Origin of the sequence: Hyphomonas sp. L-53-1-40 (assembly GCF_000682775.1) — a bacterium.
Classification (GTDB): domain Bacteria; phylum Pseudomonadota; class Alphaproteobacteria; order Caulobacterales; family Hyphomonadaceae; genus Hyphomonas.
On sequence record NZ_AWFI01000018.1, the window covers coordinates 1 to 22930 of the forward strand.

The window sequence follows — 22930 nt, forward strand, 5'->3', positions numbered from 1 at the left end:
AGCCAGTCGATCCTGTGGGCGATCTGCCTGGCCATGCTGGTCGCGGCCGTGCTGCTGGCGATGGGCAAGGCGTTTCCCAAGGGTGGACTACAGGAACGGGGCTTTGCCGGCATCGCCGAAATGGTGCCCGTGGTGACGATCCTGTTCCTGTCGATTGCGCTGGGCGACAGCCTCCGCGTGCTCGGCACGGGCGCGTTCCTGTCAGGCGTCGCGGCGCAGTTTGTCTCGCCCATCATCGTGCCGGCGGTGCTGTTCGTGGTGGCGGGCGTGACCGCTTTCATGACCGGCACGAGCTGGGGCACATATGGCATCATGATCCCCATCGCCATGCCGCTCGCCGCCGCGCTGGGCCTGCCGCCTTCGCTGGTGCTGGCGGCGGTGCTGGGCGGCGGCGTGTTTGGCGACCATTGCTCACCCATTTCCGACACGACGATCATCGCCTCCTTGGCGGCGGGCTGTGACCATATTGACCATGTCCGTACCCAGATGCCCTATGCGCTGGTGACGGGCGGGATTGCGGTAATCCTTTATCTGATAGCGGGCGCCGTAACCGGGGGATAAGGCGCGCCGTTCGGCCCTGAATCTGGCCCATAAAGAGCCCATAAACTGTCCATAACTGGTACCGAACCGGCCCAGAACCGGTCCAGAACTTTGGGCCATGTCCGGGCAATGGGGGAGGGGCGCGCCGCTATCCCCTGCCTTTGGGGGCGAGATCGCCCGGCGCGCCGGGCCTTGCCCCCGGCGCAATCCGATGGGGGCGCGCCCGTGGCAGTCTGCCCGGCATGAGTGATGCGCCGCCGACCCCCGCCAAACGCCAACGCCGCACCACGGCGAGCCTGACCGCCCTGCGCCATCTGGCCCGCGAGGCCGCCGAGGCGGGAGCCGATGCGGGAGATCGCCCGCCGGCTGGACCTGCCCTGGTCAACGCTGACCAAATGGGCGCGCGAAGATGGCTTTCGCCACAAGGACATTGCCGCCCGTCAGGCCGCCGCCGCCAAGGCGCAGGACGAGGCCGACCATATTCGCCAGCAGGCGGAACTGGCTGCGCGGCGCACGATCTTGCGCGATGAGGAAGACGAGGAAGAGGCTGATGAGCCGTTCACGCCGCGCAGCCAGACCGATGAGGAAATCACGCTGGCGCGCGCCCGCGTCGGCGCGCTGCTGGAGGCCGGATATATTCCGGAGGCGGAGCAGGACATGCGCGCGGCCCGCCGCCTGACAAGCCTGCAGAGCTTTGCCGCCCCGGTGCGCGCCGCGACCGAGGCCGCGACCCAGCAGATGCGGCAGGCGCAGATGAATGCCGCGCTCTACCGCGCCGCGCTACAGGTCTGCGCCTGTTGGGAGGAGGGAGACATGCCGCCGGACCATCTGCCCTGGGTCGTCTCGGCCACATTCCAGAAACGGCTGGCCATGGCGCGCGAAGTGGTCCTGGCGGTGGATCCGGACGATGAGGGCAGTGATCAGGAGCTGACGGAACTCCTCCTCCAGCTCGCGGCAATGGGCTGGTTCCGCAATTTCCACCCGCTGCTGCGCCAGGCAATCACCACGCTGACCCTGCAGGGCCATCACGCCCTCGCCGAAAAGGTCGGCGGCTTCCTCAAGGCAGAACAAGCCGCCCTCCCGACCCTCATCCAGTGGTGCCACGCGAACGGGTATGGGTATCACGGGGAGGTGTAGCGATCAGAAATCGCACCGCGATTTCCGCGTAGGCTGCCCAAGCGCAAGCGCCGGGCTTCTGCTTCCCGCACGCGATTACGTCGTCACCCCCGATGGCAAAGCCATCTGGGGGCCCATCTCCCGCAGGCGCCTCATGCGTATATCTTTCCATGATGCTCCCGCCACCCCGTTCAGAGATGGGTCCCCAGACGCTTCGCGTCGGGGATGACGCCAGGAGGGAAGCACGCACCTCTGTCCCCACACACCGTACCCCCGGCGGACGTCGTGGCCTCCGCGGGAACCACGTGGAGCCTGCGCCCGTGCTTCGACTTCGCTCAGCATGAGCGCGTCGCAGGGGCCGCAAGAGGCGGACTCATCCAGAGCGGGGCTGCCCCGATGAAAGCCGGGGTCGAAGGATGAATGAGTGGCAGGCGGGCGGCCCGGCTGGGTCCCGGATAAGCGCGGCGCGCTTTCCGGGATGACAAGAAGAGAAGGTAGGGCGCGTCATGACCCGCCAAGCGGCAAGTAAAAATTGCGAGCGTCTTTACCCCTAGTGAAGGAATATGTTCTGACAACCTCTAGAAAAAGAAAGAGGCAAGTGCTCTTATTGGTTGAATGGATTCGGTGGATATTATGACAGAGAATAGATTAGACGGTCCGATTGATTGGATGGAGCAAGGCGAGGATGACGAGGCTCTCTCCGTTACACAATTCGACATTACATCATCGCCCAATGACTTCAATCTGATGACTCTAATGAGTTTTATGGACACTGGAGCCATAGTGATTCCTCACTATCAGCGAAATTATACTTGGGATAAAAAAAGAGCGTCAAAACTGGTCGAATCTTTGATTATCGGTCTGCCGGTCCCTCAACTCTTTTTCTACGAGGAATCTAGAAACAAATTTGCCGTATTAGATGGCCAACAGCGCCTGATGTCGATCTACTTTTTTTGGAAAGGCAGATTTCCGAAAACTGACAAGCGAGGTGAACTCAGGGAAATATTCTCCGACAACAATTTTTTTCCGCCCGAAGTGTTGGCAGACAATCAATATTTTAGCGAATTTTCTTTGTACCTTCCTGCCTCTACTGAAGAGAGGCAGAGCCCTTTTCATCAGTTAAAGTACGAAACGCTTGATGAGCACAAGTCTACTTTAGAGCTTCGAACAATTCGGTCAGTAATCATCAAGCAGAATGATCCAAACCCAGAGGAAGATGGGCAGTCCGCTGTCTATGAAATTTTTGATCGATTGAATACGGGAGGCATGAACCTCAAACCGCAAGAAATAAGATCGAACATATATTTTTCTGATTTCTACAACTCAATAAATAAGCTGAATAAGAATGCAGAGTGGCGAAAACTAATAGGACGACCAAACATAGACACCAATCTGCGCGACGTTGAGCTCCTGTTGCGTCTATTTGCGATGCTTACATTTTCGGACAAGTATAGTCCATCTATGACAAGATTTTTAAATCGTTTTTCGGCCGTAGCGAAAAAACAATTCACTCAAGTCGAAATTGAGTTGTGTGAAGGCATCTTTGAAAAGTTTCTTGAGTATTGCTCAAAGGACTTTTCTGCCTTTTCTCCGGGTGGAAGATTCTCGATAGGCACAACTGAATCAGTATTTCGTGCCGCTGCGCGAGAAGCATGGGCCGTGAAGAATCCGTCGCTGGTAAAGAATTTTTCTCCGGCAGAAGTACGCGAGATTGCTGAGAAGATTAGAGATTGGTTGAGAGTGGGGAGTTCGAAGTCTGAGAATGTTCAACAGCGGTTGGATTCGGCCAAAGAGATTATCAAGTGACCTTTGTCGATAACGCGAGATACAACCTATCTCTGATTGTGAGCACACTTGGTGGTACAGATATGTCCGCTTTGAGCATGATCAACGAGGTAGGCGCGAAGTATCTCCTCGTGGCTGCGGCAGGCGATCTAGAGCAGCGAACCATAGGAGCGATTGAACATTTGTTCGAGCAGCAGCAAACACCGGAACACTTGAGAAATTTTGTAAAAAAAAAGGCTCTCGAACGACAGTTCCATACTATGTTCGATTGGAAATCTAAATCAGCGACATCGTTTTTTAGCCTCTTTGGGCCAGCGGTGAAAACTAAAATGGCCGCATTCTGCAAAGAAGATCCCCATAAAGAGGACCTCTCCGCGTTTCTGAGTATCGTCGCTGAGCGAAACACAATGGTTCATCAGGGGCTAGCTGAATACTCTCTCCACTATACACTGGATGAAGTATATGAGTTGTACCGCCGATCATTAGGATTCGTGAATCTTATAAAAATTGGATTGGTGAACCCGGACAACTAAGAGAAATACGGTTTGTTTCGAAGCCCGTACTATTAAAATCAAAGCCCCAATTCCTCTTCCCTCAGCCGCTTAACCTCGTCCCGCAACCGCGCAGCTTCTTCGAACTCCAGGTTCGCGGCGGCTTCGCGCATTTGTTTTTCCAGGTCCGCGAGGACGGCTTTGAAATTGTGCCCGGTTTCGCCGGCAAGTGGCAAGGCTTTTGTTTCGGTGACGCCGCGGGTCTTGCCCTTGTCCTTGCCGCGGCCGCGGGCTTTCGGGGCGCTGCCGGGCTTTTCGCCGAGTTCGCCGAGAATGTCGGCCACGGCGCGCTTGATCGTGGTCGGCGTGATGCCGTGTTCGGTATTATAGGCGACCTGTTTCTCGCGGCGGCGGCTGGTCTCTTCCATGGCGCGTTCCATCGAGCCGGTGATCCGGTCGGCATAGAGCACGACGCGGGCGTCGGCGTTGCGCGCGGCGCGGCCGATGGTCTGGACCAGACTCGTCTCTGAACGGAGGAAGCCCTCCTTGTCCGCATCAAGGATGCCAACAAAACCGCATTCGGGAATGTCGAGCCCCTCGCGGAGCAGGTTGATGCCGACCAGCACGTCGAACACGCCGAGGCGCAGGTCACGGATGATCTCGATCCGCTCGATCGTGTCGATGTCGGAATGCATGTAGCGCACGCGCACGCCGTTTTCGTTGAGGAAGTCGGTCAGGTCTTCCGCCATCTTCTTGGTCAGGGTGGTGATCAGGCTGCGATAGCCCTTGGCGGCGACGTCCTTGACCTCGGCCATGACATCATCAACCTGGTTGGCGCCATCTTTCGAGACGGGGCGGACCTCGACCGGCGGGTCGATCAGGCCGGTGGGGCGGATGACCTGTTCGGTGAACACACCGCCGGTGCGGTCCAGTTCCCACTTGCCGGGCGTGGCCGAGACGTGGACGGTTTGCGGGCGCATGGCGTCCCATTCCTCGAATTTGAGGGGGCGGTTGTCCATGCAGGAGGGGAGGCGGAAGCCGTATTCGGCCAGCGTGGTCTTGCGGCTGAAGTCGCCTTTGTACATGGCGCCGATCTGGGGCACGGTCTGGTGGCTTTCATCGGTGAAGACGAGGGCATTGTCGGGCAGGTATTCAAACATGGTCGGCGGCGGGTCGCCGGGCTTGCGGCCGGTGAGGTAGCGGGAATAATTCTCGATGCCGTTGCAGGAGCCGGTGGCGGCGAGCATTTCGAGATCGTACTGGGTGCGCTGCTGGATGCGCTGGGCCTCGAGCAGTTTCCCATTGGCCTCGAAATGGGCAATCGTGGTCTTCAGCTCCGCCTTGATCTTGCCGATGGCCTGGTTGAGCGTCGGGCGGGGCGTCACATAGTGGCTGTTCGCATAGATCTTGATCGCGGGCAGCTTCTGCATGGTGCGGCCGGTGAGCGGGTCGAACTCGGTGATGCTCTCCAACTCGTCGCCGAAGAAGGAGAGCTTCCAGGCGCGGTCTTCGAAGTGGGCCGGGAAGATGTCGACCACGTCGCCCTTCACACGGAACGTGCCGCGGGTGAAGGCCATGTCATTGCGGGTATACTGGTTGGCGACGAGCTGTTCGGCGACGCGGCGCGGGTCGATGCGCTGGCCCTCTTCGAGCTTGAACGTCATCGACGTGTAGGTCTCGACCGAGCCGATGCCGTAGATGCACGAGACTGACGCCACGATGATCACGTCATCGCGCTCGAGGATGGCGCGGGTGGCCGAGTGGCGCATCCGGTCAATGGCCTCATTGATGGAGGATTCCTTCTCGATATAGAGATCGGCGCGCGGCACATAGGCTTCGGGCTGGTAGTAATCGTAATAGGACACGAAATACTCCACCGAATTCTCGGGGAAGAAGGATTTGAACTCGCCATAGAGTTGTGCGGCGAGCGTCTTGTTGGGGGCGAGGATCAGGGCCGGGCGCTGGGTCGCCTCGATGATCTTGGCCATGGTGAAGGTCTTGCCGGTGCCGGTCGCGCCGAGCAGGACCTGGTCGCGCTCGCCCGCGCCGATGCCTTCGACGAGTTCGGGGATCGCGGTGCGCTGGTCGCCCGCAGGCTCATATTCGGAATGGACCTTGAACCGCTTGCCGCCCTCCAGCTTGACCCAGTCGCGGTCAGGCCGGTGGGGCGTCCAGTTGTCGGACGGCAGGGCGCCGGCGGCATCGCGCGCGAAGCCATCAAGCGAGAACACGCTGGGCGCTTCGGAAACGCCCTTGGAAGGAGGAGGAGGAGCCATGCCCCCGATATGGGGCGCGGGCAGGGAGGTGTCTAGGGTGTTCTTGTTGTGTTCGGTGTGGTGGCAGGCCACTCCATAAATCGCCAAACACTCCTATCCACCGAAGGTTGGGAATCTAGGTTGCCTTCAAAGTTAACTAATGGTTAGCATCTCATACTGGGGGGAGATGAGGCGATGAATTACACATTCTCGGAAAATGGAGTGGTTGTTGAGCAACTAACCGATCAGGGAATGCATCTGGAATTCGGCAACAGGGATTTAGAACGCTCTGTTGTTTGTTTATTGGGAATAGTTGGTACTTTAGGAGTAGTCCTGTTCCTGCAGTCGGCAATCACCGATCCAGGCGCTCGGCGATTTGCGATTGTATTGGCACTTGCTGTTGCGGTTCCTTGTCTGATTGCTTGTTTTGCTTGCTATCGATCATCTGCCATTCGAAACGCCCGAATGCCATCCAAGAGCAACGAACGGTTGCCTCATAACCATGTGGGCGGAGTGGGTGCTGCGGTTATATTCTTGTTGGCAGGCTTTGTCTTCGTTTCAGCCTATGCAGGGCAAAAGCTGAATGGGGCGATTGTGATTCCAGAGTGGATGGGAATTGCTGTTGTTGTTGCATTCGCGACTGTGTTTGCGTGGGTGTTTTTGTTTTCTCGAGTACTAGAGCTGGGCGGTGTCCGCGGCGTACGCAGACTGATGGAGCGGGCTGCTGCGCCTCTTGTGCCCTTCGGCTATTTTTTTAGCGCAATCGATAGCTGGTTAGTTTTCGTTGTGGCGCCTGCAGTTGGGGCGACGTTGAGAGGAGATATTGTACGGTACACAGTGTTTTTTACGCATATTGTAGTTGGCTGTATTTTTGCTTGGCATGCGACCGCTCCACTGGGTTTGATCGGGGCAATGTGGGCTTTCATTGCGGTAATATCCGTAGCCCGCCGCTGGTCTTGGATTGAAACGGACAGGAACCGCCTGATTCAAGATCCCGATATGAAGACCAATTTGCTTCGTATTGGACTTCATGATGACCTCCGCGATGAGGCTGTTTCGGGACTACTTTTGTTGGTGCTGATACTTCCTATAGCAATGCGCCAGTTCCAACTTTTTGATTTTGGGTATCCGGTTTTTCAAGTCGAGACGGGAGCTATAGACAGACTGGATGCTTGGGTAGGATTTTTTGGAGTCGAGTTGCTTAAAGCGCTACCGTTTCTTGATTGGGCCGACATTTATAGCGCAGAGGCGGAAACAAGAATCCACACGAGCGCCCCACTATCAATGCACGTGTTGCTGGTGGCGCGGGCAATTATTGATCTTGTGTTCATTGGTGCGATCCTGCAGGCGTTGGCAATCTCTGTTTCGCTTTCCAAGAATCGCCGCGATTTCTTGGAAAGGCGGGCAGGTGTGGATGCACTCGACCCAAGGATAGAGGCTCGTGAACTCGCTCGGCTGTCTTTTAGGAAAAATGGTGAATGGCGTTTTAGAGAAGAAATACAGCAGTACACTCACTACAGTCCTAGTCGCCTTATTCGCCTTAAGGTAAAAGCGAAAAAAGGGTCCCGACTTCAAGTCGCCGTTGCTGAAATTATAAGACGTTCAGGGCTCGACATAACTCCGCCTGCCGAGTTGCTGCCCCAAGTAACCGCGTCGAAAAGGATCGACCCAGCTGAAGTTCGTGCGGTTTTGGATGAAATAGATGAGTTGAGACAGTACGATCTAGACTACCTCGCCATCGCACGACGCCAACTGAATTGGAAAAGCGGTGTGGAGGCTGAGAGAAAAAGATTAGTCCAGATGATCGTTTCAAAAGTTGACGTCAGTCCTCAGCGGGAGAGAGAGCTTGCTGAAGTGTTGGTTGGAAAGGACGCTGATAGCCTCGCGAATATTCGCGTCCTCGTGGTGCAGTCTCTAGCGAGAAATGCTCAAGCAAATCCACAGAACTTGAGGCCGCTTTCTCACGCCTTCCATTACGATCGCGCCAAGGTCGTTCGAAATACTGTCGCAGCGCAAATGAGAGCGCGTAAACTAAGACCAGTGAGTGAGAACGAGCTCACCATGTTGGAAATTGGTCGTAGAGTGGCTTCCGTTTAAGTAGCTATTGAGAAAAAGAAGCTGACAATGACCGCACTCACCGAAGCCCGTATCGCGAATGTCCGTAACCATATGGCGTTGGAGGTGACGCATGATTGGGATGCGGTGATGGCGACGTTCGCGCATCCCCGGTATGAGATGCATGGCGGCGGGCAGGTGTTCGACGGGGAGGCCGCGGTGCGGCGCTATTTCGAACTGTCGCGCACGCCCTTTCCGGATCAGGACAATGAAATCATCTCGATTGCCGTTGATGAGGCAACCGACAAACTTCTGGTCGAGTTCTGGCTGACGGGCACGCATACCGGCCCGCTACAGGTCGGCAAGACCACGATTGAGCCCACCGGGCGCCGTTTCAAGGTGCGCATGGCGGCAACGTTTGAGTTCGCGCCGGGCAGTGACCGGATTATCTGCGAACGCCCCTATTATGATCAGGGCGCCGTGCTGCGCGCGCTGGACCTTGTCTGAGCGCGCCGGCCGAGGCGGGCGACAGCTGGACTCTATTCAGGGTAGGAAACAAATGGAACCAAATGGGGGCTGGGGCATAGTAGGTGCATGACCCAGCTCGTTTCCGTTCCGACCCAGACAGATTCCGCCCCCACTGAATTGCGGCGCAGCACGCGCGTTCGCCTGCAAACGTCCGGGCGAATTGTCCTGATGGATTACAGCGAGGCGCGCAGCATTCTCGTGGAGGATCTATCGGTTGATGGGGCCTGTCTGAAAGTCGGCGATTGGGCCGATCTGCCAAACCGCTTCCACTTACTGCTGCGCCGAAGCCCGTCCGAGCCGCATTTCCAGGTCGATTGCACGGTGCGCTGGCGCGCCGGCCCGGCGGTCGGGGTCGAGTTTGATCGCGCGATGGCCGGTTATATTCTGGCCGAACTGATCCGCCAGCCTGCGTTCCGTCACTGAACGCGGTGTCCGCGCCTAATCTTTGGTGTCTGAATCCTGGCTGCGTTCCTTTGAGCGCAGCTGTGCCATCAGGTCTTCAAGTCTCGCAGAGGGCGGCGCTTTCAGACTCTCCTCAAAGGATTTCCTGAGTGCGTCGCGCAATGGATCTGCGTTTGTGTCCTCATCCGTGTGTTGTGCACTAGAAATAGACTGTCTCTTTTCCTGCATATCTGCGTCCCCAAACCCGCGCAGCTACAATAATCCGGTTCGAGCTCGCAGGCTCGAACAAGGCACGGTCTCTAGGAAGTTTTCCCCCCCTTGTCGATGGCCGGATCGAGGCCGGAATCGCTCATATCTGGGCGGGCTCCGATTTTCCGATTCGCTGATCCGTCGCGCTTGCGAATATTGACATGCATGACAGGGGCGCAGGGCGTGTGGGACGCATCCGAGCATGGCTGGCGTGCCTTCCGCATCGTGTTGTGCCCGCTACAGAAGCAAGACTATGGCGCGGGGCGACGAATGTAGCCGACGCGGAAAAATTGCCGGGTTTGATCCAAATTATCCGGCGCCAGCCTTGTAACAATCTGAAATAAACCGTGTGGAGGACAGGCGGGATTTTCGCGAATGTCTCTCGCCTTATGGGGGCACTGCCGGGGCTTGATGGTGAAATCTCCCCTGCAAGAGCCTGCGCGCGCAACGCACACATCAGATTTGCGTCAAATTTCACCTTTCGATTCAACCAGACTTCCACCTCGCTGTGTCAGAACGGGGCGTAACGATACGGGACGGACGTGTTTCGCTTTGTATCAAACATCTGGTTTCGGGAACGGGCGATCCGTCGGTTCCTTGTAGAGAAGGTAGTAATCGCAATGGCCAAGACGGTGCTTGTAATTGATGACGATCCGACCCAGCGCCGCCTGCTTCAGGCTGCGGTCGAGAAGGCTGGATTTGCCTGTCGCACGGCGCCGGATGGCGAGGCGGGACTTGCGCTGGCCTCTGACCCGAAGGATGGCATTGATGTGGTCCTGCTGGACCTGACCATGCCGGGCCTGTCGGGCATGGATACGCTGGAACGCCTGTCGGCCAAGCGCGCTGACCTGCCGGTCATCATGCTGACCGCAACCAGCGGAATTGACACGATCGTTCAGGCCATGCGGCGCGGCGCGGTGGACTTCATCGTGAAGCCCGCCAATCCGGAGCGCGTCGTCGTTTCGATCCGCAACGCCCTGAAATTGCAATCCCTGTCAGGGGAAGTGAAGCGCCTCTCGCGCAAATCCGAAGGCGGCATGAGCTTTGACGACATGATCGCGACCGCGCCGCCGATGCGCCAGGTCGTGCGTCTGGCCGAACGCGCCGCGAGTTCTGATATTCCCGTCCTGATCCTGGGCGAAAGTGGTGTGGGTAAGGAAGTTGTTGCCCGCTGCATTCAGGGCGCATCTGACCGTGCCGGGAAACCATTCGTTACCGTAAACTGTGGTGCGATCCCGGAAAATCTGGTCGAGTCGATCCTGTTCGGTCATGAGAAAGGCGCCTTTACCGGTGCCGTCTCAAAAGCGCTCGGCAAGTTTGTCGAGGCCGATGGCGGCACGCTTTTCCTCGATGAGGTGGGTGAGTTGCCGCTGGATGCACAAGTGAAGCTGCTCCGTGCCCTGCAGGAAGGGGAGGTGGATGCCGTTGGCTCGCGCCGCCCGACCAAGGTGGATGTGCGGATCATTTCCGCAACCAACCGCGATCTGTCGCAACAGGTTTCCGAAGGCACATTCCGCGAAGACCTGTTCTATCGCCTCAATGTTTATCCGGTTGACATGCCGTCGCTGCGCGAACGCCGTGATGACATTCCGGCGCTGGTCGACCATTTCGTGAATCGCTTCAATGCCAGCGAAGGCGCGAAAGTGACCGGTGTGGCCGACGAGACGATGAAGATGCTGTACGCCTTTGACTGGCCGGGCAATGTCCGCCAGCTGGAGAATGCTGTCTTCCGCGCTGTGGTTCTGTGTGATGGCGATCAGTTGCGCCCGCAGGATTTCCCTCAGATTTCCGGACAGATGCCGGATGTGAGCAACCTGCCTTCATCGCCCTTCAACAAGGCCCCCGATATCGCCGAGCCCGTTCAGTCCGGCGAGAACGGCCCGGTAGCCATTCAGGACGAGGCAGGCGAGCTGCGCACACTGAGCGATATCGAGCGCGATATCCTTCAGTATGCCATCGACTTCTATGAAGGCCATATGAGCGAAGTGTCCCGCCGTCTCGGCATTGGCCGCTCGACGCTCTATCGCAAGGTCCGCGAATACGATCTCGATGTGCGCCAGGAGCGTGAAGCGAGCTAGGCCAAGGCCAAAGGGAGATGCCGGCACAGATCGGCGATAAGGCCCCGCCATGTCGGCGGGGCTTTTGCTATGCGCAGGTTGGCATCGCGTAGGACATGGTGACGTTACACCGCTCATAGCGGTGGCCATAGCGGCGCATGATGTCGTCATCATGCCGGAAGCCGTATTTTTCGTAGAGCAGGATGGCCGACGCGCATTTTGAATTGGTCAGCAGGAAGAGATCCTGGATTTCCATCTGGCGGGCGCGCTTCAGAATCTGCCGCATCAGGAAGTCTCCGGCCCTGCGGCCGCGCGCGGAGGCCAGAACGCCCATCTTGGTCAGTTCCACGCCGCCATCCGCCATCGGCAACAGCGCGCAGGTGCCAATGATGCCGAGTTCCGGATCTTCGACGAACAAGATGGTGCCGCCCTTGTCGATCACCTTGGCACGTGGGTTTTCGATCATGGCGATGTCTTCCGGCTCAAGGCGGAACATTTCCTCGACCCATTCGCGGGAGATGTGGTCGAAATGCGGGGCGAGTTCGTCTGAGAACTCCACGATCTTCAGGCCCGCAGGATTGGCCAGGGTCTCGATCCGCGCCGACAGGGGCTGCTCGGCGAGACGCGATTCCACGAGGCTGATTTCCACCAGCAAGTCATGGTCTGGGTAGAGACAGAGTTGCTCGGCGGCCTCCTGAACGGCGGGCCAGAAGCTGGCGCGCATTTCGGACACCAGCGCTTCCCCGGCTGGCGTGAGGAAGATTTCCTTCTGGCGATTGTCGCCTTCGATCGAGCGCGTGTCGGTCAGGCCCATCTTCTGCAGCGCATTATGGATGCGCGTGATGGCGGGCTGACTGACGCCAGTCGCCTCGACGGCGGCGCTTACACTGAGCGGACCGTTGGTCTCAAGCGCGGCGATCAGGGGAAAGTGCGTGGTCTGGATCGGATAGGCGCGATTGTCGAACACGCTGACAGCTTCTGCCTGCAGCCGGTCGGCAAGACGCTTCAGCCGACTGGCCAGGCCCAGATAGCCAACTTGTGCGAGAATATCTTGGCTCATCATGGGATTCCATAATCAGTTATATAACGCGTTATATGATTAGGCTTGGCCACGGGAACCGTCAAGATGAAATCCCGATTATCAGAGGGGAAGCGGTCTAGTGCCGGGTGGCGGCCTTGACGATTTCACCGATCTTGCGGGCATCGGCCTCGCGTGGGCTGCCGGTGCGCCAGGCAATCCCGATCTGGCGGCCGACCACGGGACTGACGAATTCGCGTACGGCGACGTCCGGTCCGATGTTCAGGCCGTTATCTGTGGCGAGTTTGGGCAGTAGCGAGACGCCGAGGCCCCCGGCGATCATGTTGACCAGTGTTCCGAGTGAAGTGGCGGCCACCTGGTCGGTGCCGTTGCCGGTCTTCATGCGACAGATGGAGAGTGCATGATCGCGCAAGCAGTGCCCGTCTTCGAGCAGGAGGAGGTTCTCGCCCGCCAGGTCTTCTGGCGAGAGGCCGTTCTTCTTGGCCAGCGGGTGTGAAGCGGGCGCGGCAAACAGGAATTCATCATCGAATAGCGGCAGCATCTCGATGCCCGGAACGTCCCAGGGCAGGGCAATCAGGGCGGCGTCCAGAGTGCGCGTGCGCAACTGGTCGATCAGGCGCGGTGTCTTCTCTTCGTGCAGGTAGAGTTTGAGCTGGGGATATTGCTCGCTGAGGGCACGGACTGCCGCTGGCAGGACGAAGGGGGCGATGGTCGGGATCGCGCCGAGATGAAAGGGGCCAGTGAGCAGAGCGCCGGCGCTCTGAACCGACTGGACCAGGGAATGGGCATCATTGATCAGCGCATTGGCGCGCGACACCGCCAGCTCTCCGGCATGAGTCAGCTTGGCGCCGCGCGGTTCGCGCTCGGCCAGTTTGACGCCCAGCAAATCCTCCAATTCCTTGATCCCGGCTGACAAGGTGGGCTGCGTCACATAGCACGCCTCGGCGGCCCGAGAGAACGAGCCGGTCTCTCCAAGAGCCACCAGATACTGCAGTTGGCGAAGGGTCGGTATAATCATAGAGACAATCTATACCGGGAATGGGAATTATCAATTTTCCTTTTTGCCGCAACTGCGAGAAAGCACAGCCACCGGGCCCACCGTTCCGGCAGCCTCAACATCTTATCCCAGGAGATCCAATATGCTTGGCATTGGCGAAAAGCTTCCCGAGTTCACAGTCACGGGCGTAAAGCCGAAATTCATGCAGCATGAGCAGAATGGCGAAAGCGCATTCGAGCCCATCACGCAGGATTCCTTCGAGGGTAAATGGAAAGTCATCTTCTTCTACCCGAAAGACTTCACCTTCGTTTGCCCAACCGAAATCGCTGAATTCGCCCGCCTGTCCGGCGACTTCGAAGACCGCGACGCGGTTGTGCTCGGCGGGTCCACCGACAACGAGTTCGTGAAACTGGCATGGCGCCGTGACCATGCAGACCTCGCAGAGCTGCCGATCTGGCAGTTTGCTGACACCCGCGGCGAGCTGGTTGATGGTCTTGGCGTGCGTGAGCCGTCTGAAGGCGTTGCCTATCGCGCGACATATGTTGTCGATCCACACAACGTGATTCAGCACGTTTATGTGACCAATCTGAACGTCGGCCGCAGCCCAGCAGACACGCTCCGCGTGCTGGACGCCCTGCAGACCGATGAGCTGTGCCCATGTAATCGCCCGGTTGGCGGAGATATTTTGGAACCAGCTGCCTAGGTTGCGCATAGATAGAGCGCAACGCTGAAACTTCCGGGAAGATGTCTCACTCCCTCCCCCACCCATGAGGCATCTTCCCTTCAGCGTCGCGAAAGGTCCGGCAGGCCTTCCGTCCACCCAGTTCCGGACGTTGGCACTCCCACCCCTCTAGCCTGCAAGGCTTGTCGGACCCATTCGCTCCCCAGCCCCATCAAAATAACGAATTCCGGAAGGATGAGGATTCATGTCTATCGAGTCCCTGAAATCTTCGCTGCCTGACTATGCGAAGGATCTGAAGCTCAATCTCGGTTCGCTGATGAACGAGACCCTGTTGAGCGACCAACAGAAATATGGCTGTTTCCTTGCCTGTGCCCATGCTGTGGGTGAACCCCAGACGCTGAAGGCGCTGGAAGCGGAAGCAGACGGAAAGCTGAGCCCCGAAGCGATCAAGGCCGCGAAAGCTGCCAGCGCGATCATGGGCATGAACAATGTCTATTACCGGTCGATCCACCTGATCAGCAATTCGACATACCAGACTTTGCCAGCCAAGCTGCGCATGAACGTGATCGGTGCGCCGGGGATCGAGAAAGCCGATTTCGAGCTTTATTCCCTTGGTGTGTCTGCCGTGAATGGCTGCGGCATGTGCCTCGACGCGCATGAGGCCGAACTGCGCAAGCACGGCTTGTCGACCGAGCAGATCCAGGCGGGCATCCGCATTGGCGCTGTGGTGAATGCTGTCGCCCGCGTCCTGGCTGCTGAGGCGGTCACGGCCGACTAATTCCGCAGTCAATGTTCCAAGACCCATGGAAAGGCCCCGAAGCATTGCTTTGGGGCTTTTTTTGCGACTCGAAGCATTCACGAAGTGATCCGGAGGCGAAACGAACAGATACTGGGCACCGCCGAAACGAGCTGTGGAAATCAGCAGAAAAAGACATGTTCCGTCCCCCGTGCCTTTCACGTCACAGCAGGGGAGGGCAGCGGCCTGATTCAGAAAGGAAAATTACCGGCCGCCCATTTCGGCCCATTCCGCTGTTCCAGTATGTTCCCGTAATATTTTATCTTTGTTCCGGTGGTTTACGGATGTGGATATTTCGATTCATCCACAGCGCCCATTGAGGCCCATACTGTCCCATGATACTCCACGTTAAGACATGGTTTACCCATGCGGGGTTTAGGCAGACAAAGTCAGGGTTGGCGGGTGTTCGTTTCCACCTATGAAAGCGCTATTGATGCAAAAGGTCGGGTTTCCATACCCGCTTCCTTTCGCGCTGCGCTGGGCGGTGGAAACCGGATTTTCCTCTGGTCGGCGCTCGACGGATCCGGTTGTCTGGAAGGCGGCGGTGAGGCCCTGATGGCAATGTATCGGGCGACGCTGACCCGGCTCGCCCCGCACTCCCCCGCCCGCAAGGCCCTGGTCACACGCATCATCGCAGGCTCTGCCGACCTGAAGATGGACGATACCGGCCGCATCAAACTGTCTGACGAGTTGATGAAGGCGGCAAACCTGACCGATCGCGTCAAATTCGCGGGCAATATGGACAGTTTCCAGATATGGAACCCGGATCGCCATGCCGAGCATTTCGACGCCATGGCGACCGAGGCCGCGAAAGAAGACACGCTGGAAGCGCTCGGGCATGCCTATTCCGAAGTGCTGCACCAGCAGGCCTCGGGGAATGCCGCCCTGAAGCTCGTGGATGGGGGCGACAGCTGATGACACAGGACGCGCCCCTCGCTCCCGACCCTGGCCACAAGCCGGTCATGCTGGATGAAGTACTCGAATGGCTGGCGCCCAAGCATGGCGAGGTCATTGTGGATGGCACATTTGGCGGCGGCGGTTATAGCCGCGCCATACTTGGGTCTTCCAAATGCACCCTGATTGGCATTGATCGCGATGTGGATGCCATTGAGCGCGCCCGGAAGATGGCGGAAAAGACGGAACGCCTCGTACCCTTGCTCGGTCGCTTCGGCGAAATGGACGACATCGTCCGCGCGGCGGGATATGAACATGTTGACGGCGTTGTGCTCGACATCGGTGTTTCCAGTTTCCAGATTGACCAGGCCGAGCGCGGCTTTTCCTTCATGAAGCATGGTCCACTGGACATGCGCATGGGCGATACAGGCCCAACGGCGGCGGATGTGGTCAATATGATGAGTGAGCGCGACCTCGCGAACATCATCTTCCGTCTTGGCGAAGAGCGCCAGGCACGCCGGATTGCCCGGGCGATTGTGCTGCACCGTGATGACACGCCGTTCGAGACAACCACCGAACTGGCCGATGCGGTTGAAAAGGCCGTGGGCGGGCGCAAGGGCGCGCGTATTCACCCGGCGACGCTGACGTTTCAGGCTATCCGCATGTATGTGAATGATGAGCTGGGAGAGTTGGCCCGTGCGCTGCACGCTGCCGAACGCCTGCTGCGTCCGGGCGGCCGTCTCGTGATCGTGGCCTTCCACTCGCTGGAAGACCGTATGGTGAAACAGTGGTTGAAGAACCGTGCCGGCAAGATGGGCGGCGGGTCGCGTCATTTGCCGGTTGCGCAAAAAGGCCCCGACTCCACGTTCGAGCTGGCTGTTTCCAAGGCGGTTCTGCCGTCTGATAACGAAGTTGAAGGCAATCCGCGCGCACGCTCCGCCAAGTTGCGGGCCGCGATCCGGACCAGTGCGCCTGCCATTGAGGAAGAGGCCAGCGACGGCATGAATCTGCCGCCCCTGTCAGACCTGGAGGATGCCCTATGAGCCGCCGCGCATTTCTGTTTGGATTGGTCGTTGTCGGCCTGCTGATTGTCAGCCTCTATCGTGCCAAATATGGCGCCAAGGACACCGCGGCTGAGCTGATGGCGGTTGAGGCGCAGATCGAGGAGGCGCGCCAGGAAAAGGCGCTGCTGGAAACCGAGCTGTCGCATATGAGCCGCCGCGAATGGATTGAGGAATATGCCCGCACCGAATTGGGCATGGCGCCGCCCAAGCCAGAGCAGATGGCCTCCGAGGGGGATCTGGATGCACTGGTTGGCAAGCCCAACAGCCTGAGCGTCAACGCGCCCGTATCCACCGAGAACGGGGAGGCGCCCGAGTGAGCGAAGCCTCCCGGAACCGGACACGGCTCGCTGGCCTCGCGGTCAGTGCGCTGTTTGTCGTTCTGGCTGGCAAGGCCGGCTACCTGTCCCTTGCGGGCGGGACGGCACCTGCGCATGCGGCAGGTCAGAAGGCCGAGCGTATCGTGCGGGCCGATATTGTTGATCGCAATGGCGAACTGCTCGCCACATCCGTCTCCGCCTACTCGCTTGTCGCCAATCCGAAACTGATCTGGGATGGCGGCGAAGTGTCCGAAGCGCTCGCGACGGTCCTGCCGGATCTCGACGTGGCGGAGATGACCCGGCGCCTGTCAGATCAGACCCGTGAGTTTGTCTGGGTAGAGCGCGGCCTGACCCCACGCCAGCGCAAAGCCGTGTTTGACCTGGGCCTTGAAGGGTTACGTTTCGAGGAAGAGAGCCGCCGGGCCTATCCACGCGGTACCTTGGCCGGACATTTGCTGGGCTACACGAATGTGGACGGCCTCGGCGCAGGCGGCATTGAGTATAGCCAGAATGAACGTCTGGCCGCCGGTGGAGAGCCGGTCCGCCTGACTATCGATAATGGCGTGCAGGCAGCGGTCGAGGCTGAGCTGTCAATCGCCGCTGCCGAGCATGAAGCTGAAGGCGGCGCCGCGATCCTGCTGGATGCGCAAACCGGCGAAGTGCGCGCCATGGCCAGCTGGCCACCATTTGACCCGAACCGGTCAGTTGATATTCCGATGTCGGATCCGTCCCGCCTCAATCGTGCGACCGGGGCGGTCTACGAACTCGGATCCATCTTCAAGCCCTTCACGGTCGCCGCTGCGCTCGAAGCCGGCGTGGTGCATCCGACCGAATTGTTTGATGTGCGCCGCCCGCTGGAAATTCGCGGTTTCCGGATTGAAGATGATCACCCATTCCATGGTGATGCCGACATCACGCACATCATCTCCCAGAGCTCCAATATCGGCACGGTCCGGATCAATGAGAAACTGGGGCCGCGGCGCCAGCAGGACTTCCTGATCCGCGCCGGTCTGATGGAGCGGGTGAAGATCGAACTGGCGGGCAGCTCAGCGCCAATCCTGCCCGAGCGGTTTGACGATCTCTATTCTGCAACCGTGTCCTATGGGCACGGCATTGCTGTATCGCCCATGTCTTTCCTGGCTGCCTTTTCGACCTTTGCGAATGGGGGTGAGCGGGTTCAGCCGACCCTGATCATGAACAATCGGGATCGCCCCGCGCCTGTGAGAGTGATGTCTGCTCTGACGGCTGAAATGGTGAACGTCATGATGCGCGAAGCGGTCGTCACCGGCACCGGCAAGAATGCCGAAGTTGCCGGGTATCGCGTTGCGGGAAAAACCGGCACGGCGGAGAAGCCGATCCTTGGCGGCTACGATGATGACCACAATGTCACGAGCTTTGCGGCTGTCTTTCCCTATGATCGCCCCCAATATGCCCTGATCGTGACCCTCGATGATCCGAAGGCCGGATCAGGGGCTGGCGCCACGGCGGCCTACAATGCGGCTCCGGCGGCGGGACGAATGATAGAACGTGTCGCGCCGCTTCTGGGTCTTGCGCCACGGTTCGAGGATATTCGCCCGGCGGGCGCAGCCCTCCGCTCCGGCCAGGAGAAGAGGAGTTCCTTGTGACCAAACTGAAAGACCTGTTCCCGCTCGTCGAGCAGGGAGACATCGAAATCAAAGGCATGACGGCTGACAGCCGCCGGGTAGCGCCGGGCTATCTGTTCGCGGCGCTGAAAGGCACCGTATCGGATGGTCGGGACTATATTCCGCAGGCAATCGAAAAAGGCGCTGCGGCGATCCTGTCCGAAGGCGGCGTTGCGGTAGATGGTGCTGCGCATGTGATCGCGGATGAGCCGCGCCGCGCGCTGGCCCTCGCCGCGAAGCGCTTCCATGTCGCGCAGCCGAAAACGATCGCTGCCGTGACAGGTACGAATGGCAAATCCTCGACGGTGGATTTCTGTCGCCAGATCTGGGCGAATGCAAACCTGTCGGCTGCCTCGATGGGCACGCTTGGTGCCATTGGCCCGAAGGGCAAGATTGATGTCGGTCATACGACACCTGATCCGGTTACCATTCACGAGACCCTCCACGAACTGGCCGGGCAAGGGGTCACACATTGTGCGATGGAGGCGTCCAGCCACGGCCTGGAGCAACATCGCCTTGATGGTGTGGACTTGTCGGCTGTTGCTTTCCTGAACTTTACCCAGGACCATCTCGACTATCACGCCACGATGGAAGAATACCTCGACGCCAAACTGCGCCTGTTCCGCGACTTTGGCGGACAGGGCATGCCAGCGATCGTGAACGCCGACAGCGACCATCGTGAGGTCTTCGAGAAGGCAGCAACCGATCATGGCCTGCAGGTCGTGTCCTTCGGCTGGCGCGGCGAGGATCTCTGGATCGACGAAATCATGCCACGCGCGACCGGACAGGTGCTCAACCTGTTCTGGCGCGATGTCGAGTTGAAGCCTTTCGAGCTACCCCTGATCGGCGAGTTCCAGGCGTTGAATGCGCTGGCGGCGGCGGCGATCTGCTTGTCGCTGGGCATGGACGTCGACGCGGTCATGGACGGCCTGTCCAAGCTGAAGCCCGTTAAGGGACGACTCGAACTGGTCGGCAAGACCGAAGCTGGCGCCGGCGTATTTGTCGACTATGCCCATACACCGGACGGGCTCGACGTTCTGCTCCGCGCCGTTCGTCCGCACACAGCTGGGCGTCTGAAAGTCATCTTCGGATGCGGCGGTGACCGCGATGCCAAGAAGCGACCCCTGATGGGGGAGATCGCGACGCGTCAGGCCGACGATGTGATCGTCACCGACGACAACCCGCGTTCTGAAGACCCGGACATGATCCGACATGCCATTCTTGAAATGGCGCCGAATGCGCGCGAGATTGGTGATCGCGGAGAGGCCATCCGGACGATTATCGCCGAACTGAAAAAAGGCGACACGCTGGTGATCGCTGGCAAGGGCCACGAGACCGGCCAGATCATTGGCGTGGATGTCATCCCGTTCTCAGATCAGGACACGGCGCTGGATGCGCTGAAAGGCGGCGCCGGATGAACGCGCCGCTCTGGATCTCTTCCGATATCGCGCTCATTACGGGTGGCAGGGCGACGGATCCGTTCTCTGTGACGGGGTCAGTGTCGATCGACACACGCAGCCTGAAGCCGGGCGACCTGTTCGTGGCGCTGACGGACCAGCGCGATGGGCATGATTTCGTCGAGGCGGCCTTTGCTGCGGGCGCGGCGGGCGCACTCGTGTCGCGTCAGGTCGGGCAGGGACCTCAACTCGTTGTGGATGATGTGCAGGAAGCGCTGGAGCAGATGGGTGTGGCCGCGCGGGTCCGCTGTGGCGCGCATCGCACGGCCGTGACCGGTTCAGCCGGCAAGACCAGCGTCAAGGAAATGCTGGCACAAATCTATCGCGCCTTCGGCCCGGCGCACTGGAATGTGAAGAGTTTCAACAATCATTGGGGGGTGCCGCTGACTCTGGCGCGCATGCCGGAAGACACCACGCGCGCCGTTTTCGAGATTGGCATGTCAACTCTTGGCGAGATCGCGCCGCGCAGCCAGATGGTTCGTCCGCATACCGGCATAGTGACCTGTATTGCGGGGGCGCATCTTGAGGGGCTTGGCTCTCTCAGCGCCGTTGCGCATGAGAAGGCAGATATCTTTACCGGCATGGAGGCCGGTGGGACCTTTATCCTGCCTGCGGATGACGAATTCTTTGACTATCTTGCCGGACGCGCGCGGCGTTTCTGCCCGACTGGAAATCTCGAGAGTTTTGGCCGGAGCGCCAATGCGACGGCGCGTATCGTCGGGTATGAGACAGACGGCAATGAGAGCCGGATCCAGCTCGACATTGTCGGCAAGCCGGTGCTTGTTACCATCAATGCCGTTGGTGAGCATTGGGCCATGAATGCGGCAGCGGCGGTTCTGGCGTCGAGGAATGCGCCGAGGCACTTTCCGGCTACACGCCACCTCCCGGTCGGGGGACAGCCGAACAGCTCACCCTGCCGCAGGGCGGACACATTACGCTGATCGATGATGCCTACAATGCAAACCCGGCGAGCATGAAGGCCTCTTTGGCTGCCCTATCCCGTCGCGGCAGTGGACGACGCCTGATCGTGCTCGGCGAAATGCTCGAAATTGGCGAAACGTCGGATGCTGAACATGCCGCGCTTGCGGGTCCGGTGGCGGATACTGGACCAGCTGCCATTTTCCTGGCGGGCGACAAAATGACTCATCTTTCCGACGCACTTCCGCCTCAGTTGGAGCAGACGTGGACTCGCAATTGGGAAGAGCTGTGGAATCCTCTGCAAAATGCACTCCGAGATGGAGATGTGCTCTTGATCAAGGGGTCGAATGCGTCCGGGATGGCGAAACTAGCTGACCGAATTCGCCAATGGAGCGACTCGGCAATGGGTAAGATGGAACGCGGGGCAGAAGGCGCCGCAGAGGTTGGGTGATGCTATACGAATGGCTGGCCGCAGACAGCGGTATATTTAACGTTCTGAACTATATCACATTCCGGTCCGGCGCGGCCGTGGTGACGGCGTTCCTTGTGACCGTCCTGTTCGGAGACGCAATCATCAACTTCCTCCGTGCCCGGCAGGGCAAGGGCCAGCCGATCCGCGACTTGTCGCTGGAGGCGCAGCTGTCGAAGCAGGGCACGCCGACGATGGGCGGTTTCCTGATCTGGCTGGGCCTGGTGGTCGGCGTCTTGCTCTGGGGCAACCTAACGAACCCATACATCTGGGTCACACTGTTCGTGACACTGTCTTACGCCGTTCTTGGCTTCCTGGATGATCTCGCCAAAGTTTCCAAGCAGAGCGCGGATGGCGTTCCGGCGAGCGTGCGCCTGCTCGCCGGCTTTGGCATAGCGGCGATCGCCTGTGCGTTCATCATGGGTCTGCACGGCGCGCATACGCCAGCGGGTCATGCTGAATGGGGGCCGCTGAACGGATTGGCTGAGACCATCGCCAGCCTGGCACCCGAAACAAGCGTTGAGCCTGCTGACCCGGCCTTTTCCGGCGGCGTAGCTGTGCCCTTCGTAAATGATTATTTCTTCCCGCTTGGCGGCTTCTTCATCCTGTTTGGCATGATCGTGGTTGTCGGCAGCGCGAATGCGGTGAACTTCACCGATGGGCTGGATGGCCTGGCCATTGTGCCGATGAGTTTCGCGGCTGCCTCCTATGCCCTGATTGCCTACCTGACAGGTAACTTCGTCTTCGCCGACTATCTCGGCATCCAGTTCACGCCGGGCACCGGAGAGCTGACCGTGTTGCTCGCCTCCATGATCGGCGCGGGCATGGGCTTTCTCTGGTACAATGCCTATCCGGCCAAGGTGTTCATGGGTGACACCGGCTCGCTTGGACTTGGGGGAATGCTGGGTGTCGTTGCGGTGGCGGCCAAGCACGAATTTGCGCTGGTTATCATCGGCGGCCTGTTCGTGATGGAAGCGGTGTCCGTGATGATGCAGGTTGGCTGGTTCAAGGTCACCCGCAAGCTGACGGGGGAGGGCAAGCGCATCTTCCTCATGGCGCCGCTGCACCACCACTTCCAGAAGAAAAACTGGCCAGAAACGCGCGTTGTCGCGCGCTTCTGGATCCTGTCCGTCCTGTTCGCCCTCGCGGGCCTCGCAACGCTGAAGCTGAGGTAAG

Annotated in this window: 21 protein-coding genes; 18 read left to right on the plus strand and 3 right to left on the minus strand. The window is 59.1% G+C overall.

Translation table 11 applies throughout. The features are described from left to right. The 4 genes from L53_RS13075 to L53_RS13090 all read left to right on the plus strand — a co-directional run. On the plus strand, positions 1–561 hold a 561-nt coding region (locus L53_RS13075; RefSeq protein WP_034816361.1), incomplete at its 5' end, for a Na+/H+ antiporter NhaC family protein. Between the two features lie 324 nt (positions 562–885). Further along, positions 886–1677: a hypothetical protein gene (locus L53_RS13080; protein WP_034816363.1), complete on the plus strand. Its 792-nt coding sequence runs from the start codon at positions 886–888 to the stop codon at positions 1675–1677. 612 nt (positions 1678–2289) lie between these two features. Beyond that, positions 2290–3462, plus strand: a complete 1173-nt coding sequence (locus L53_RS13085) for a DUF262 domain-containing protein (RefSeq protein ID WP_198019817.1) — start codon at positions 2290–2292, stop codon at positions 3460–3462. Next, positions 3459–3974 carry a HEPN domain-containing protein gene (locus tag L53_RS13090; RefSeq protein ID WP_034816366.1) on the plus strand — a complete coding sequence of 172 codons (516 nt, stop codon included), beginning with the start codon at positions 3459–3461 and terminating at the stop codon, positions 3972–3974. The genes L53_RS13085 and L53_RS13090 overlap by 4 nt, the downstream gene beginning before the upstream one ends. Positions 3975–4012: 38 nt before the next feature. Here the strand turns inward: L53_RS13090 and uvrB are convergent, their stop codons facing one another. Then, complete coding sequence (gene uvrB, locus L53_RS13095) at positions 4013–6208, minus strand: excinuclease ABC subunit UvrB (RefSeq protein ID WP_034816369.1); 2196 nt, start codon at positions 6206–6208, stop codon at positions 4013–4015. 174 nt (positions 6209–6382) lie between these two features. On the opposite strand from uvrB, the gene L53_RS13100 reads away from it, so the two are divergent. The 4 genes from L53_RS13100 (at position 6383) to L53_RS13120 (ending at position 11499) form a co-directional block, all read left to right on the plus strand. Next, positions 6383–8284, plus strand: coding sequence for a hypothetical protein (locus L53_RS13100; protein WP_156947920.1), 1902 nt, complete (start codon positions 6383–6385; stop codon positions 8282–8284). A gap of 27 nt (positions 8285–8311) precedes the next feature. Beyond that, positions 8312–8749 (plus strand): ester cyclase, encoded by a 438-nt coding sequence (locus tag L53_RS13105; protein ID WP_034816373.1) that lies wholly within the window; start codon positions 8312–8314, stop codon positions 8747–8749. Between the two features lie 87 nt (positions 8750–8836). Further along, positions 8837–9193 (plus strand): PilZ domain-containing protein, encoded by a 357-nt coding sequence (locus L53_RS13110; RefSeq protein ID WP_034816375.1) that lies wholly within the window; start codon positions 8837–8839, stop codon positions 9191–9193. An 848-nt stretch (positions 9194–10041) separates the two neighbouring features. Next, positions 10042–11499 carry a sigma-54 dependent transcriptional regulator gene (locus tag L53_RS13120; protein WP_034816379.1) on the plus strand — a complete coding sequence of 486 codons (1458 nt, stop codon included), beginning with the start codon at positions 10042–10044 and terminating at the stop codon, positions 11497–11499. 67 nt (positions 11500–11566) lie between these two features. On the opposite strand, the gene L53_RS13125 is transcribed toward L53_RS13120, so the two are convergent. Continuing rightward, positions 11567–12538 carry a bifunctional helix-turn-helix transcriptional regulator/GNAT family N-acetyltransferase gene (locus L53_RS13125; RefSeq protein ID WP_034816381.1) on the minus strand — a complete coding sequence of 324 codons (972 nt, stop codon included), beginning with the start codon at positions 12536–12538 and terminating at the stop codon, positions 11567–11569. 97 nt (positions 12539–12635) lie between these two features. Further along, complete coding sequence (locus L53_RS13130; protein ID WP_034816385.1) at positions 12636–13535, minus strand: hydrogen peroxide-inducible genes activator; 900 nt, start codon at positions 13533–13535, stop codon at positions 12636–12638. A 121-nt stretch (positions 13536–13656) separates the two neighbouring features. Between L53_RS13130 and L53_RS13135 the strand changes: the two genes are divergently transcribed. The 10 genes from L53_RS13135 (at position 13657) to mraY (ending at position 22929) form a co-directional block, all read left to right on the plus strand. Further along, entirely contained in the window at positions 13657–14217 is a 561-nt protein-coding gene (locus L53_RS13135; protein WP_034816389.1) for a peroxiredoxin, read from the plus strand. A 223-nt stretch (positions 14218–14440) separates the two neighbouring features. Next, complete coding sequence (locus tag L53_RS13140) at positions 14441–14974, plus strand: carboxymuconolactone decarboxylase family protein (protein ID WP_034816392.1); 534 nt, start codon at positions 14441–14443, stop codon at positions 14972–14974. 420 nt (positions 14975–15394) lie between these two features. Beyond that, positions 15395–15907, plus strand: coding sequence for a division/cell wall cluster transcriptional repressor MraZ (locus tag L53_RS13145; RefSeq protein WP_051607955.1), 513 nt, complete (start codon positions 15395–15397; stop codon positions 15905–15907). After that, a complete protein-coding gene (gene rsmH / locus L53_RS13150; protein WP_034816395.1) occupies positions 15907–16929 on the plus strand; it encodes a 16S rRNA (cytosine(1402)-N(4))-methyltransferase RsmH in 1023 nt (340 codons plus the stop codon). Before L53_RS13145 ends, rsmH begins: the two co-directional genes overlap by 1 nt. Further along, complete coding sequence (locus L53_RS13155) at positions 16926–17267, plus strand: septum formation initiator family protein (protein WP_034816399.1); 342 nt, start codon at positions 16926–16928, stop codon at positions 17265–17267. Before rsmH ends, L53_RS13155 begins: the two co-directional genes overlap by 4 nt. After that, positions 17264–18892, plus strand: a complete 1629-nt coding sequence (locus L53_RS13160) for a penicillin-binding protein 2 (RefSeq protein ID WP_034816402.1) — start codon at positions 17264–17266, stop codon at positions 18890–18892. Before L53_RS13155 ends, L53_RS13160 begins: the two co-directional genes overlap by 4 nt. Beyond that, on the plus strand, positions 18889–20328 hold the full coding sequence (locus tag L53_RS13165; RefSeq protein WP_051607956.1) for a UDP-N-acetylmuramoyl-L-alanyl-D-glutamate--2,6-diaminopimelate ligase: 1440 nt from the start codon (positions 18889–18891) through the stop codon (positions 20326–20328). The genes L53_RS13160 and L53_RS13165 overlap by 4 nt, the downstream gene beginning before the upstream one ends. Further along, the gene (murF, locus tag L53_RS13170) at positions 20325–21308 is read left to right on the plus strand and encodes a UDP-N-acetylmuramoyl-tripeptide--D-alanyl-D-alanine ligase (RefSeq protein ID WP_233347822.1); all 984 of its coding nucleotides are present in this window, start codon (positions 20325–20327) and stop codon (positions 21306–21308) included. Before L53_RS13165 ends, murF begins: the two co-directional genes overlap by 4 nt. A 32-nt stretch (positions 21309–21340) precedes the next feature. After that, the gene (locus L53_RS17395) at positions 21341–21736 is read left to right on the plus strand and encodes a hypothetical protein (RefSeq protein WP_233347824.1); all 396 of its coding nucleotides are present in this window, start codon (positions 21341–21343) and stop codon (positions 21734–21736) included. Next, positions 21736–22929: a phospho-N-acetylmuramoyl-pentapeptide-transferase gene (mraY, locus tag L53_RS13175; RefSeq protein ID WP_034816405.1), complete on the plus strand. Its 1194-nt coding sequence runs from the start codon at positions 21736–21738 to the stop codon at positions 22927–22929. Before L53_RS17395 ends, mraY begins: the two co-directional genes overlap by 1 nt. Position 22930: the final 1 nt, after the last annotated feature.

Bases quoted from the DNA above. Each gene is read 5' to 3' on its own strand.
- L53_RS13080 (WP_034816363.1), top strand. From the start codon at position 886: ATGCGGGAGATCGCCCGCCGGCTGGACCTGCCCTGGTCAACGCTGACC.
- L53_RS13085 (WP_198019817.1), top strand. From the start codon at position 2,290: ATGACAGAGAATAGATTAGACGGTCCGATTGATTGGATGGAGCAAGGC.
- uvrB (WP_034816369.1), bottom strand. From the start codon at position 6,208: ATGGCTCCTCCTCCTCCTTCCAAGGGCGTTTCCGAAGCGCCCAGCGTG.
- L53_RS13100 (WP_156947920.1), top strand. From the start codon at position 6,383: ATGAATTACACATTCTCGGAAAATGGAGTGGTTGTTGAGCAACTAACC.
- L53_RS13105 (WP_034816373.1), top strand. From the start codon at position 8,312: ATGACCGCACTCACCGAAGCCCGTATCGCGAATGTCCGTAACCATATG.
- L53_RS13110 (WP_034816375.1), top strand. From the start codon at position 8,837: ATGACCCAGCTCGTTTCCGTTCCGACCCAGACAGATTCCGCCCCCACT.
- L53_RS13120 (WP_034816379.1), top strand. From the start codon at position 10,042: ATGGCCAAGACGGTGCTTGTAATTGATGACGATCCGACCCAGCGCCGC.
- L53_RS13125 (WP_034816381.1), bottom strand. From the start codon at position 12,538: ATGAGCCAAGATATTCTCGCACAAGTTGGCTATCTGGGCCTGGCCAGT.
- L53_RS13130 (WP_034816385.1), bottom strand. From the start codon at position 13,535: ATGATTATACCGACCCTTCGCCAACTGCAGTATCTGGTGGCTCTTGGA.
- L53_RS13135 (WP_034816389.1), top strand. From the start codon at position 13,657: ATGCTTGGCATTGGCGAAAAGCTTCCCGAGTTCACAGTCACGGGCGTA.
- L53_RS13140 (WP_034816392.1), top strand. From the start codon at position 14,441: ATGTCTATCGAGTCCCTGAAATCTTCGCTGCCTGACTATGCGAAGGAT.
- rsmH (WP_034816395.1), top strand. From the start codon at position 15,907: ATGACACAGGACGCGCCCCTCGCTCCCGACCCTGGCCACAAGCCGGTC.
- L53_RS13155 (WP_034816399.1), top strand. From the start codon at position 16,926: ATGAGCCGCCGCGCATTTCTGTTTGGATTGGTCGTTGTCGGCCTGCTG.
- murF (WP_233347822.1), top strand. From the start codon at position 20,325: ATGAACGCGCCGCTCTGGATCTCTTCCGATATCGCGCTCATTACGGGT.
- L53_RS17395 (WP_233347824.1), top strand. From the start codon at position 21,341: ATGAAGGCCTCTTTGGCTGCCCTATCCCGTCGCGGCAGTGGACGACGC.
- mraY (WP_034816405.1), top strand. From the start codon at position 21,736: ATGCTATACGAATGGCTGGCCGCAGACAGCGGTATATTTAACGTTCTG.